Here is a 13,040-nt window from a genome sequence, read left to right as displayed (position 1 = left end):
GCTCGATGTTCGCATGAAAGATAAGCGCAAGCGCTATGTGCATTCGCTGGGTGTTGCCGAGACCGCACTTCATCTGGCCGAGGTCTACGGCGTTGACCGCTTTGATGCCGTTGCCGCCGGCTTGATCCACGACTGGGACAAGGTGCTTTCCGATGACGAGCTCGTGGCCCGCGCGCTTCACTATGGCATCAAGGTTGCCGGCTCTCCTTCCGCTGCGACGCCGCTTTTGCATGGCCCTGTTGCCGCCTATGAGCTTCCGCAGCTTTTTCCCGAGCTGTCGCCGGTCGTTTTCCAGGCTGTCGACCGTCACACCGTGGGTGCTTGCGACATGACGCCGCTCGATATGGTGGTCTTTGTGGCCGATGCCATCGAACCCAACCGCCACGGCGATTATGCCCATGCGCTGCGCGAGATGGTGGGGGAGTCGACGCTTGACGAGTTGTTCTTCTCCTGTTTTGCGCAGGGTTTGGTCTATGTGATCCAGTCCGGGCGCTATCTTTATCCCACGGCTATTTCGATTTACAACCATTACGCCCAGCTACGCTAGCTCGGGCTGTCTAGAAAGAGGTATTCCATGGCCGACGAGACCATGACCGACGAGCAGATTCTTGAAGGTGTGGAGCACAAGAGCTTCGCCGCCACGTCCGACCGTACCGCCGCCTCGCTGTCCGCGAGCGGTGTCGCCGCCGAGGATGTCGCCCGCGCCGCCGCGCAGGCCGCCTACGACAAGAAGGGCGAGGACGTTCAGGTGCTCGACCTGACCGAGCTTTCCGATGTATGCGACTACTTTGTGCTTGCCACCGGTGCCAACAACCGCCAGGTCGATTCAATTGTCGACGAGATCGAGGAGAAGGTCGCCGCGGCTTGCGGCGAGCATCCGTTTTCCATCGAGGGCCGCGAGCAGAAGACCTGGATGCTCATGGACTACGGTTCGGTTGTCGTCCACGTCTTCACTCCCGAAGCCCGCGACTTCTACCGCCTCGAGAAACTCTGGGGAGACGCTCCCCAGCTCCCCCTCGACCTCCTCTAAATGATTCTTCTGGGACGGGGATAAAATAATCATTGCTACCGTTTGCCGAACCGCTCACCTTTGTTGGGCGGTTCGGCCCTTTTCTTCCTTTCCTTTTGTATGCTGTGACTACTGCATCCTTGGAAGGGAGGGTTTCGATGACTCGTGTTGCCCGTGCGTTGTCCGAACTCGGCCATTATCACGTCATGCTCAAGGGCTGTGCTGGCCAGCTGATCTTCGAAGACGATGACGATCGCCTTTATTTTCTCAATCTATTGAACAGACGATTTACGTCCGCTCATATTCGTCTTCTTGCCTGGTGCCTCATGGACAATCATGTTCACCTGCTATTTGATGATCTCGATAATCAGATGAGCGTTGCTATGCATGCGATTGATACGGCATATGCGAAACACTTCAATCAAAAAACCGGCCGCCGCGGACCGGTGTTCCAGGAACGATTCAAGAGTGTGATCATTTCTGACGACAAACAGCTGCTCCGTTGCGTCCGATACATACACGATAATCCTGCAAAAGCAGGTATTTCATCTGCTCCTCTGTATCGCTGGAGCAGCTTCCATGAGTATTTCTCTCATCCCGAAATTTGTGATTGTGAAGGTATTCTCAATCTGTTTGGGGGTACGGAAGCGTTTTATCTTTCGAGTACCGACGGCAAGCCTAATCCCTATTTTATGCCCGAAGGTAAGCATATCTCCGATATGGATGCGCTGGAAGTTGCCCGGGCTCTCTTGGCTCCGCATGAGCCTTATCAGCTTAAAACTTTGCCGAAATCAGAGCGAAATCGTCTTCTGGCAGTGTTGAGGCATCGGGGGTTTACGATTGACCAGATTTCGCGTCTGACGGGAATTGGGACCAATATCATTCAAAGGGCGAAATGACGCTCCAAATGATTAAAAAATCCCCGTCCTAGAATAATCATTCGCAGCTGCCCGGCTTTCTTTTTGCCCAAAGGCGGTTAATCGTTGAAGCGGGATTGGCGGCCGAAGGATAGGGCGGTGTCGCCGAACTTGTCTCGGACGGCGTCGATAGCAACCGAGAGGTCGCGTCGGTCGCTGGATTGGGCTCCGCGGTCGTCGACTTCGCAGAACAGGTCGGTCTGGATGCCGCCCTGATGGTCAAAGTCGCTCATCCCGATACCCGCCAGACGCACATGCATGCCTTCCTGCCAGATGTTGTCGAGCAGTTCGAGCGCAACCGCCACAAAGATGTTCTCATCGTCGGTCGGATGAGGCAGCCGGCGCTGTGCCGTACGCCCGCTGCCATACGAATACTTGAGCTTGAGCGTTACCGTGCCGCCCGTCAGTCCCTGACGGCGCAGGCGGCGTCCAACTGACTCGCCCAACAGTGCAATCGCCGCTTCGATGTCTCCGCGCTCAGTTAAATCTTTCGCAAAGGTGCGTTCATTGCTGACCGACTTGATCTTGCGCTCTTCATCGAGACTCGTGACTTCGGAGATTTCAAGTCCCAGCGCACGCTGACGCATACGTTCGCCGTTGACGCCAAAAATAGAGGCCAAGGTGGATTCCGGCGCGCGTGACAGCTCGCCGAGCGTGTAGATGCGCATACGGCGCAGTCGCTCCTCGGCCGAGCGCCCGATGCCGCTCATGGCAGATACCGGCAGCGCGGCCAAAAAGCGCTGCTCGGTTCCGGGGCGCACGATGGTCAGCCCAAACGGCTTATCCCGCTCGCTTGCGATCTTTGCGACCGTCTTGTTGCAGCCCACGCCAATGGAGCAGGTCACTCCCAGCGCTGCCACGCGGTCGCTTATACGCCGCGCAACCAGTAGCGGGTCTTCGGGCGCAAAGCGACCCGGTGTGATATCGATAAAGGCTTCGTCGATGGATACGCGCTCTACGCGCGGCGTTTCCTCGGCAAGAATCGCCATGACCTGCGCGCTCACCTCGCGGTAGCGATCAAAGTGCCCGTGCGTCCAAATGGCTTGCGGGCACAAGCGCCGCGCCTCGGCCGAGGCCATGGCAGAGTGCACGCCAAAGCGGCGCGCCTCATACGAACACGTGGACACGACGCCACGCGAATCGGCGTCTCCGCCCACGATGAGTGGCTTTCCGCGCCATTCGGGATGATCGAGCATCTCCACGCTAGCAAAAAACGCATCGAGGTCCATGAGGCCCACCGCCGGACCCGTCCAGGGAGGTGGCGTGACGCCCATGGCATCCTCATAACCGTATGTATGTTCGCGTCTTTCCATGTCATGAGTATACCGCGCAGCTCATGTGGGGTGCGTGTATGTGCTTGCAAATCCCGAATTCTTGTCTAAGATATGGATTTGCCCTCGACTACACCGAAGAAGTTGGTCTCACGGACTTCACCTGCCCGCGTCGATGGCGTATTATGTTCAACTGTTTGTTTGTAGTTGCAGCCTAAAGCTGCTTGGTTGGAGGAGTTTCCTTTGGCAGTCAAGATTCGCCTTGCTCGTCACGGCGCTAAGAAGCGTCCGTACTACCGTGTCGTCGTCGCCGATTCCCGCGCCCCGCGTGACGGTCGTATCATCGAGGAGGTTGGCCGCTACAACCCGATGACCGCCCCCAAGACCATCAACCTCGACCTCGAGAAGATCGCCGACTGGCAGTCCAAGGGCGCTCAGCTCACCGACGCCGTCGCCGCTCTGGTCAAGGCCGCCAACGAGGGCGAGAAGACCGAGACCGTCGTCAAGAAGTCCAAGAAGCAGCTCGCCAAAGAGGCCGAGGCCGCTAAGGCTGCCGCTGAGGCCGCTGAGGGCGCCGAGGAGTAAATCGTGCCTGAGGTTGACGCTGCACAGCTCGAGGGTGAGGCAATGCTCTCAGATCGCATCGCCGATCTCGTCGAATATCTCGTTGTTCAGATCGTCGACGACCCGGATTCCGTGAGCCTTGAGGTCATTGATGGTGATGACGCCTCTACGATTGAGGTTTCTGTCGCCGAGGATGACGTCGCTAAGGTCATCGGCCGTCGTGGCCGTACCATCAAGGCCATTCGCACGCTCGCCCGTGCACTGGCCGCTCGCCTCGACACTGCTGTCGAGGTAGAGGTTCTGGGCTAGGACCTTGAGGTCCCAGTACAAAAACATCGCCCGTGTGGTCAAGCCGCACGGAAGGAAGGGGGAGGTCCTCGCGCAGCCGCTGCGGGGGCTTCCTTCTGTATTAGAGCCGGGTATGCGCGTCGCCCTGACGCCGCCGGCGCTCAAGCGCGACCGCTTTTGCACGGTCGTGTCCGTCACCGATACGGGCGATGGCGATCTGGTCTCGTTTGAGGGCATTGACGACTTGACGGCCGCCGAGGGCATCACGGGATGCTATGTGCTGGCAAATCGTGACGATTTTGAACTCGATTCACTCGACGCCGCCTATACCGACCTGATGGGTCGCGAGGTGATCGATGAGCGCTTCGGTTCGCTCGGCACGATCGTCGAGATCATTTCGACGCCCGCGAACGATGTTTGGGTTGTCGAGGGCAATCGGTACGGCGAGGTACTGATTCCCGTGATCGAGCAGGTTGTGCTCGATCTTCCCGACACAGGAACAATTTCCGTCCACGTTATGGACGGCCTGATCGATATGGACAAGTAGGGAGGACAACATGCTGATTGAGACCCTTTCGGTCTTTCCCGAGATGTTTGAGCCCGTCATGTCCACATCGATTTTGGGCCGCGCCCGCAAGGCCGGCCTTTTTGATTTTAAGGCGTATAACCTGCGCGACTGGACGCACGACCGCCATCGCACCGTCGATGACGAGCCGTATGGCGGCGGGCAGGGCATGCTCATGAAGGTCGAGCCTATTGCCGAGGCCATCGAGGCTATTAGCTCCGAGGGTCCTAAGCCCACCGTGGTGTTTTTTACCCCCTGTGGCGAGCCCTTTACACAGCATGTGGCCGAGCGCCTGCTCAAAAGCGAGCGCTTGCTGTTTGTGTGCAGCCGTTACGAGGGTGTCGACGAGCGTGCCTATGCGTATGCCGACGAGCGCCTGTCGATCGGCGATTACGTGCTCACGGGCGGCGAGCTTCCCGCTATGGTCGTTGCCGATGCTGTCGTACGCCTGATTCCCGGCGCCCTTGGTGACGAGATGAGCAACGTCGACGAGTCGTTCTCGACCGCCGAGGACGGAGGCCTGCTCGAGTATGCGCAGTACACTCGCCCTGCTGAATTCAACGGCGAGGGCGTGCCGCCGGTGCTCGTGAGCGGTGACCATGCCAAGGTCGATGCCTGGCGCCGTAAGAATGCCATCGAGCGCACCTGCCGCTGGCGTCCCGACCTGATCGAGACGGCACGGCTTACGCCCCAGGAGCGCGCATACGCGCAGGAGATTCTGGACGCTTCGTATTCGCAGAGCGAGGAGTGAGAATGGTTCCATCGCAGCATTCCGCGTTGAGGGGCGCTTTTGAGTGGGTCGCGGTCATCGCGATCGCGCTCGTGGCCACCTTCCTGATCCGCACCTTTGTGGTCGAGCCCTTTGTGGTACCCACCGGCTCCATGGAGGACACGATCGAGATTGGCGACCAGATCCTGGCACAAAAGGTGAGCCTCGAGCTCGGTCAGCCCGTCAAACAGGGTGATATCGTGGTGTTCCACAACCCCGATGCCACTTCCGAGCATGATGTTCTTGTCAAGCGTGTTATTGCCACGGCCGGCCAGACGGTCGACCTGCAGGACGGCAAGGTGGTCGTTGACGGCCAAGCGCTCGACGAGGACTATACGACGGGCATGAGTTGGCCGCTTTCGGTCCAAGCGCCTGGCGCCCAGGTGAGTTATCCCTACACCGTTCCCGACGGGTGCGTGTGGGTGATGGGCGACAACCGCGAAAACTCTGCCGACTCGCGCTACTTTGGTCCCGTCGATCGCTCTGATTTGATCGCTGTGGCGCTTGTGCGCTACTGGCCGCTCAACCGCATCGGCGCTATCGACTAAAAACCGCTATAGTACAGTACCTAACCGTGTAATCGTTTCGACGAGGGGATATTAGAGGCATGAACGCTTCATCGCTTTCCTTCCAAGACATCATCCTGCGCCTCCAGCAGTACTGGGGCGAGCAGGGCTGCGTCATTATGCAGCCCTATGACTCCGAGGTCGGTGCCGGTACCTTCCATACCGCGACCACGCTGCGCTCGCTCGGTCCCGCCGAATGGCGCACCTGCTATGCGCAGCCCTGCCGCCGTCCCGCCGACGGCCGCTACGGCGAGAACCCTAACCGCATGCAGCACTACTATCAGTTCCAGGTGCTCATTAAGCCCTCTCCGGTTAATGCTCAGGAGCTTTACCTGGGGTCTCTTGCTGCCATTGGCCTGGACCCCAACGACCATGACGTCCGTTTTGTCGAGGACGACTGGGAGAGCCCGACGCTGGGCGCCTGGGGCCTTGGCTGGGAGGTCTGGCTCAACGGCATGGAGGTCACGCAGTTCACGTACTTCCAGCAGGTGGGCGGTATCGAGGTCGACCCCGTGCCCGTCGAGATCACCTATGGCCTGGAGCGTATCGCCATGTACGCCCAGGGCGTCAACTCCGTTTACGACCTAGTGTGGAGCTACCTGCCCGACGGTACGCCCATGACTTACGGCGACGTGTTCCTCGAGAACGAGCGCGAGTTCAGTGCCTATAACTTTGAGGTCGCCAACGTCGAGATGATGCGTCAGAAGTTTGACGACTACGAGGCCGAGTGCCATTCCTGCCTGGAGCGCAAGCTGCCGTTGCCGGCGTACGACTGTGTCATGAAGTGCAGCCACGCCTTCAACCTGCTCGATGCCCGCGGCGCCCTGTCCGCGGTCGAGCGTGCCAACTACATCCTGCGCGTCCGCGCCGTCGCCAAGGCGTGCTGCGAGGCCTACATGGCCGAGGTCGCCGGAGTCAACGAGAATGCCGACCAGGAAGGCGAGGTGGCGTAAGCCATGGCAGACGCTAAGGATTTCCTGTTTGAGATCGGTACGGAGGAAATGCCCTCTGCACCGCTGAACAATGCCGTCAAGCAGCTTGGTACCATGATCGCCAAGGGTCTCGACGAGGCCGGTCTGGCCCACGGCGAGGTCCGCGTGATCTCGAGCCCGCGTCGCCTGGCTGCGCTCGTGGCCAATGTCGCCACTGCGACCGACGAGGTCCACGAGGTTAAGCGCGGCCCCGCGGCCAACATCGCGTTCGACGCTGACGGTAACGCCACTAAGGCCGCCCAGGGCTTTGCCCGCAAGTGTGGTGTGGCTGCCGAGGATCTGGTCTGTCGCGAGGACACCGACGGCCGCGAGTACGTCTTTGCCGAGAAGAACATTCCCTCCGCACCGGCAACCCCGATCCTGACGGCCCTGTGCGAGAAGACCATTGCCGGCCTGCAGTGGCCCAACTACCGCTCCCAGCGCTGGGGCCACGAGCACGCGACGTTCGTGCGTCCGGTCCGCTGGATTTGCTGCCTTCTGGGCGAGGATGTTGTGCCTGTGTCATTTGCCGACGTGACGAGCGGCAACACCACGCGCGGCCATCGCGTGCTCGGCCCCGGTGACCACGTTGTCGCCAGCCCCGCCGCCTACGAGCAGGTACTCGAGGACGCCGGCGTGCTTTCTGCCGAGCGCCGTCGCGAGGCCATCCTTGCCGGTATCTCCGAGGTCGAGGCCGCTCGCCCCGGCTGCCATGTCGATACGCCCAAGAAGGTCTTTGAGGAGGTCATTAACCTCTGCGAGTGGCCGACGGTGCTCGTCGGTACTTTCGACGAGGAGTTCCTCAAGGTCCCGCACGAGATTATCTGCGAGTCCATGCTCACCAACCAGCGCTACTTCCCGATCTATGACGGCGAGGGCAAGCTGACGCGTGAGTTCGTGGTCGTCTCCAACAGCAAGCCCGAGAACGCCGAGCGCGTGATCGACGGTAACGAGCGCGTCGTGCGCGCCCGTCTGGACGACGCTAAGTTCTTCTACGAGGAGGACCTGAAGATCTCCCTCGACGAGTTCCGTGAGCGTCTGTCCAAGGTTGCCTTCCAGGAGAAGCTCGGTAGCGTGCTCGCCAAGTCCGAGCGCATCGAGCAGCTCGCGCTCGCTATCGCCCGCGAGGCTCACCTGGGCGCCCATCTTGCCGCCGACGCCGCTCGCGCCGCACACCTGTGCAAGGCAGACTTGGTGTCCAACGCCGTCGTCGAGTTCACGAGCCAGCAGGGCGTGATGGGCGGTTATTACGCGACCGCGATGGGGGAGAACGACGAGGTCGCTCATGCTATTCGCGATCACTATCGTCCCCGTTTTGCCGGTGACGAGCTGCCCGAGGGCACCGCTGGCTGCATCGTGGCCTGCGCCGACAAGCTCGATACCATCGCCGGTATCTTTGCCATCGGCGAGCCCCCGACCGGCTCCTCCGACCCCTACGCGCTGCGTCGTGCCGCTATCGGCATTATCAACATCCTGCGCGACCGTCTGCCGATCGACCCCACGTCGCTCATCGACTTTGCCCTCGAACTCTACAGTGAGCAGGGCATTGAGTTCGACGCCGCCGAGGTCGCCCAGCAGGTTCGTGACTTCTTCCATGGCCGCCTGGTGAGCATGGCCCGCGACGAAAAGATTCCGGCCGATACCGTCGCCGCCGTCTCCGCGGTGCACATCATCGCCCCGTCCGTCTTCTTCGCCCGCTGCGCCGCCCTCGACGAGGCCCGCAAGAACGACGCTGAGACGTTCGACAACCTGGCGACCGCCTATGCCCGCGCCGCGCATATCTCCAAGCCCGAGCTGGGTGCGGAGTATGACCGCAGCCTGATGGGCGAGGTCGAGCTTGCGCTCGCCGACGCCTCCGAGGCTGCTCAGACCGCCGTCGATGCCGCCCTTGCTGCCGAGGACTACCCGGCCGCATTTGCCGCCCTCGCCGCCCTGCGCGCGCCCATCGACCGTTTCTTCGATGAGGTCATGGTCATGGACAAGGACGAGCAGCTTCGCGATAATCGCCTTAAGCTGCTCAACCGCTTCGAGGCCGTTTTCTCCGGCATTGCCAACATCGGTGAGCTTGCCCGCAAAAAGTAAGCCAGCCTGCGCATAAGCGCAAAAGGAGCCCCGCATGGATTGCCCGGTCACCGCTCGTCCCACCGTTATCGTTATCTCCGACTCGCTCGGCGATACCGCTTGTGAGGTGGTGCTTGCGGCGTCCGGGCAATTTGATGAAGGGGCTTTTCGCGTTTTGCGCCTGCCCAAGGTGACCTCCGTGGAGCAGGTCAAGTCATTTGTGGGGCCGCGCGTCGATGCCGACCATCGCGATGTCGCCGTGTTCCATACCATTGTCGATCCGGCGCTTCGCGCCCGCGTGCTCGATTACCTGGGTATGCTGCATATCCGTTCGGTCGACCTGATCGGCCCGACGCTTGCCGTGCTGTCCTCGCTCATCGGTGTGCCGCCCAAGTGCGTTGCGGGCGTGATTCACAAGACCGATGACCGCTATTTCCATCGTATCGAGGCCATGGAGTATTTCGTTGAGCACGATGACGGTCGTGGTTGCGACGATCTGTCGGGTGCCGATATCGTGCTGCTGGGTGTGTCGCGTACATCCAAGACGCCGCTGTCGATGTATTTAGCCTATCAGGGCTACAAGGTCGCCAATGTCCCACTGGCGCATGGCATGGAGCCGCCGAAGTCGATTTACGAGGTTGACCCGATGCGCCTGTTCGGCTTGATTTCGACCGTCGATGTGATTTCCGAGATTCGCGATAGCCGCTTGGGCGACGACTACGCCCGCGCCGTCGCAGGCTCCTATGCCGAGCCCGAGAGCGTGCGTAGTGAGCTTGCGGAAGCCCGCGCGCTCATGAAACGCCTGGGCTGCTTTGTAGTGCGTACCGACGGCAAAGCCATCGAGGAAAGCGCTGCCGAGATCATTGCTCACCTCGAAGAGATTCAAGAGGCAAGAGCCCGCCGTGCCGCCCGCCGCGCTCAACAGCAGTAGTCCTTTCTGTGATGATTTTTCTGGGACGGGGATTAAAAAATCATTGGAGTGGCTAATTAGCCTGAATTGGTAAAGCGGTTTAGCAATTAACTTGTATTTTACCTGCGAGTTTCTTATATTGGTATCTTCATAAGGTAACCACCTTTACCTACCGTTTACCGCTAGTTTTAGCACGTTTACCAAACCGCGCACCCTCTGCTCAAGCCTGCCCAAAACCCGCCGTATAGTTCCCTCACGGCCTGCATCCGGCGGGTCGATTCGTTACCACGGTCGTGCGCGTAAGCGCATGGAAGGGGAAGTATCGTGAGCGATTGCAAGAGGGTTTACCGTTTTGGAACCGACGCCCAGGGCACCTGTGTCACCGAGGGCGACAAGTCCATGAACTTCGTGCTTGGTGGCAAGGGCGCTAACCTTGCCGAGATGAGCCGTATCGGCCTGCCGGTTCCCGGTGGCTTTACCATTACCTGCCAGACTTGCGTTGAGTACTCCGGCGCCGGCAACGTGTGGCCGGAGGGCGCGCTCGACGAGATCGTTGCCGCCGAGGTCGACCTCGAGGCCCGCTGCGGCAAGAAGCTCGGCGATGCCTCCGATCCGCTGCTCGTGTCGGTCCGCTCGGGCGCTCCGTTCTCCATGCCCGGCATGATGGACACGGTTCTCAACCTGGGCCTCAACGACGATTCCGTCCAGGGCCTTATCGCCCAGACGCAAAACCCGCGCTTTGCCTGGGATAGCTACCGCCGCTTTATCCAGATGTTCTCCAACGTCGTCATGGGTGTCGATGCCGACTTGTTCGAGAATGCCCTGACCCAGGCCCGCCTGGTCGCCGGCGTTCGCGTCGATTCCGAGCTTTCGGCCGAGGACCTGCAGGAACTCGTCGAGACCTTCAAGGGCATCTTCTCCGAGAACGTCGAGGCTGCCCTGTATCCCGAGCTCGAGGTCGCTGACGGCAAGCCCGTCTTCCCGCACGACCCGGAGCTTCAGCTGCGCCTTGCCATCCAGGCCGTCTTTGGCAGCTGGATGAACGAGCGCGCCTGCATCTACCGCAAACAGCACGGCATCTCCGACGAGCTCGGTACTGCCGTCAACGTCCAAGCCATGGCCTTTGGCAACAAGGGGGAGACCTCTGCGACCGGCGTCGCCTTTACGCGCAACCCGGCCGACGGCACTAAGGAGTTCTACGGCGACTTTCTGGTCAACGCGCAGGGCGAGGATGTCGTCGCCGGCATCCGCAACACCGAGCCCATTGCCGACCTCAAGACCACCCCGGGCCTCGAGTCCGCAGGTGAGGAGCTCGAGCGCGTGTTCCTGACGCTCGAGGATCATTACCGCGATATGTGCGATATCGAGTTCACCATCGAGCAGGGCAAGCTCTGGATGCTCCAGACCCGCGTGGGCAAGCGCACTGCTACCGCCGCCCTGCGCATCGCTATCGAGATGGTCGAGGAGGGCCTCATCACCCGCGAGGAGGCCGTGAGCCGCATCGATCCCGCGCAGCTCGATCAGCTCCTGCACCCGCAGTTCGACGCCTCCAAGAAGTACGAGGCCCTGGCCAGCGGCCTTAACGCCAGCCCCGGTGCCGCCGTGGGTGAGGTCGTGTTCTCGAGTGATGACGCCGTCGCGCGTTCCGCCGAGGGCCACAAGGTCATTCTGGTTCGCTGGGAGACCAACCCCGACGACCTGAAGGGTATGGTTGCCGCCGAGGGCATCCTGACCAGTCACGGTGGCAAGACGAGCCATGCCGCCGTTATCGCCCGCGGTATGGGTACGCCCTGCGTCTGCGGTGTCGAACGCTTCCATATCGACGCCGCCGAGAAGGTCGTGCACATCGAGGGCAGCGACCGCGTGCTGCATGAGGGTGATGTCATCTCCATCGACGGTACCCAGGGTATCGTCGTCGACGGCGCTGTTGATCTGGTTTCGGCCGAGCTCACCGGCGATCTGGACACTATCCTGTCCTGGGCCGACGAGATTCGTCTGGACGAGACCGGTGGCCACGCCAACCACGTGCGCGTTAATGCCGACAACCCCGAGGATGCCGAGCTCGCGCTCGAGTTTGGCGCCGAGGCCATCGGTCTGTGCCGCACCGAGCACATGTTCCTGGGCGATCGCAAGAACATCATCCAGAGCTTTATCCTGTCTGACGATGAGGCCGTGAAGCAGCAGGCCCTGGCCGACTTGCTCAAGGTTCAGACCGAGGACTTCCTGGCGATGTTCAAGACCATGTCCGGTCGCGATGTGGTCGTCCGCCTGCTCGATCCGCCGCTTCATGAGTTCCTGGATAATCCTCGCGAGCTCGAGGTCGCCATCACCAAGAAGGAAGCCGCTGGCGTCAGCGAGGAAGAGCTTGCCGTCCTGCGCGCCCGCCTGCGTCGCATTGACGGCATGGTCGAGTCCAACCCGATGCTCGGCCTGCGCGGCGTGCGCCTGTCCGTCGTCTTTGGCGATCTGCCGCTCATGCAGGTCCGCGCTGTGGCCACGGCTGCTGCCCGCCTTATCAAGGATGGTGTCGACCCGCGCCCCGAGATCATGGTTCCGCTCGTTTCCATCACGGCTGAGCATGTCCAGACCCGCGAGGTCATCGAGCGCGTGATCGCAGAGGTTTCCGCCGAGGAAGGCGTCGAGCTCAATATTCCCGTGGGCACGATGCTCGAGCTGCCGCGTGCCTGCATGGTCGCTGACGAGATCGCCCATCATGCCGACTTCTTCTGCTTTGGCACCAACGACCTCACGCAGACGACCTTCGGCTTCTCTCGTGACGATGCCGAGGCCAAGTTCATCCCGCTGTACATGCACAAGAAGATCCTGAAGGACAATCCCTTCGAGACTATCGACACGGCGGTGCTGGAGCTCGTGCGCTTGGCCGTCGAGAAGGGCCGCGCCACCAATCCCGACATGCACTTTGGCGTGTGCGGCGAGCACGGCGGCGACCCCAAGTCCATCAAGGGCCTGTTTAACGTGGCCGACGTGGACTACGTGTCCTGCTCGCCCTATCGCGTGCCCCTCGCGCGCCTGGCTGCCGCTCAGGCCAAGCTCGAGGCCAAGCGCAGCGCCTAGCCCCCTGCGCATCGACGCCTAGCGTAGCGCCCCTTCATACCGCCCGTCTCATTCGTGAGGCGGGCGGTTATCAT

13 protein-coding genes are annotated in these 13,040 nt (G+C 61.0%); 12 read left to right on the top strand and 1 reads right to left on the bottom strand.

What is annotated here, in order from left to right:
- Nucleotides 1-13: 13 nt before the first annotated feature.
- The 3 genes from yqeK to DW003_RS05465 all read left to right on the top strand — a co-directional run bounded on the left by yqeK (nt 14) and on the right by DW003_RS05465 (nt 1,908).
- On the top strand, nt 14-547 hold the full coding sequence (gene yqeK, locus DW003_RS05475) for a bis(5'-nucleosyl)-tetraphosphatase (symmetrical) YqeK (protein ID WP_187361905.1): 534 nt from the start codon (nt 14-16) through the stop codon (nt 545-547).
- Nucleotides 548-574: 27 nt separating this feature from the next.
- Nucleotides 575-1,030: a ribosome silencing factor gene (rsfS, locus tag DW003_RS05470; protein ID WP_118387980.1), complete on the top strand. Its 456-nt coding sequence runs from the start codon at nt 575-577 to the stop codon at nt 1,028-1,030.
- 137 nt (nt 1,031-1,167) lie between these two features.
- Nucleotides 1,168-1,908, top strand: a complete 741-nt coding sequence (locus DW003_RS05465; protein WP_040359946.1) for a transposase — start codon at nt 1,168-1,170, stop codon at nt 1,906-1,908.
- Nucleotides 1,909-1,985: 77 nt separating this feature from the next.
- On the opposite strand, the gene dinB is transcribed toward DW003_RS05465, so the two are convergent.
- Nucleotides 1,986-3,239, bottom strand: a complete 1,254-nt coding sequence (gene dinB, locus DW003_RS05460) for a DNA polymerase IV (RefSeq protein ID WP_187361901.1) — start codon at nt 3,237-3,239, stop codon at nt 1,986-1,988.
- A 201-nt stretch (nt 3,240-3,440) separates the two neighbouring features.
- Between dinB and rpsP the strand changes: the two genes are divergently transcribed.
- The 9 genes from rpsP to ppdK all read left to right on the top strand — a co-directional run bounded on the left by rpsP (nt 3,441) and on the right by ppdK (nt 12,966).
- Complete coding sequence (gene rpsP, locus DW003_RS05455; RefSeq protein WP_022094749.1) at nt 3,441-3,782, top strand: 30S ribosomal protein S16; 342 nt, start codon at nt 3,441-3,443, stop codon at nt 3,780-3,782.
- A gap of 42 nt (nt 3,783-3,824) precedes the next feature.
- The gene (locus DW003_RS05450) at nt 3,825-4,070 is read left to right on the top strand and encodes a KH domain-containing protein (RefSeq protein WP_171021534.1); all 246 of its coding nucleotides are present in this window, start codon (nt 3,825-3,827) and stop codon (nt 4,068-4,070) included.
- A gap of 34 nt (nt 4,071-4,104) precedes the next feature.
- Nucleotides 4,105-4,596, top strand: coding sequence for a ribosome maturation factor RimM (gene rimM / locus DW003_RS05445; RefSeq protein WP_233545524.1), 492 nt, complete (start codon nt 4,105-4,107; stop codon nt 4,594-4,596).
- A gap of 10 nt (nt 4,597-4,606) precedes the next feature.
- Nucleotides 4,607-5,365 carry a tRNA (guanosine(37)-N1)-methyltransferase TrmD gene (gene trmD / locus DW003_RS05440; RefSeq protein ID WP_055250008.1) on the top strand — a complete coding sequence of 253 codons (759 nt, stop codon included), beginning with the start codon at nt 4,607-4,609 and terminating at the stop codon, nt 5,363-5,365.
- Nucleotides 5,366-5,367: 2 nt separating this feature from the next.
- On the top strand, nt 5,368-5,931 hold the full coding sequence (gene lepB / locus DW003_RS05435; protein WP_055250011.1) for a signal peptidase I: 564 nt from the start codon (nt 5,368-5,370) through the stop codon (nt 5,929-5,931).
- Nucleotides 5,932-5,990: 59 nt separating this feature from the next.
- Nucleotides 5,991-6,902, top strand: a complete 912-nt coding sequence (locus DW003_RS05430; RefSeq protein ID WP_006236091.1) for a glycine--tRNA ligase subunit alpha — start codon at nt 5,991-5,993, stop codon at nt 6,900-6,902.
- Nucleotides 6,903-6,905: 3 nt separating this feature from the next.
- Nucleotides 6,906-9,002 carry a glycine--tRNA ligase subunit beta gene (glyS, locus tag DW003_RS05425; protein WP_118387975.1) on the top strand — a complete coding sequence of 699 codons (2,097 nt, stop codon included), beginning with the start codon at nt 6,906-6,908 and terminating at the stop codon, nt 9,000-9,002.
- A gap of 34 nt (nt 9,003-9,036) precedes the next feature.
- Nucleotides 9,037-9,912, top strand: a complete 876-nt coding sequence (locus DW003_RS05420) for a pyruvate, water dikinase regulatory protein (RefSeq protein WP_118387973.1) — start codon at nt 9,037-9,039, stop codon at nt 9,910-9,912.
- Between the two features lie 303 nt (nt 9,913-10,215).
- Complete coding sequence (gene ppdK, locus DW003_RS05415) at nt 10,216-12,966, top strand: pyruvate, phosphate dikinase (protein WP_118387971.1); 2,751 nt, start codon at nt 10,216-10,218, stop codon at nt 12,964-12,966.
- The last annotated feature ends 74 nt before the right edge of the window (nt 12,967-13,040 follow it).

The organism is Collinsella sp. AF36-3AT, assembly GCF_003475205.1.
Lineage (GTDB): Bacteria > Actinomycetota > Coriobacteriia > Coriobacteriales > Coriobacteriaceae > Collinsella > Collinsella aerofaciens_AF.
This window is presented reverse-complemented; position numbering and strand designations above follow the sequence as displayed.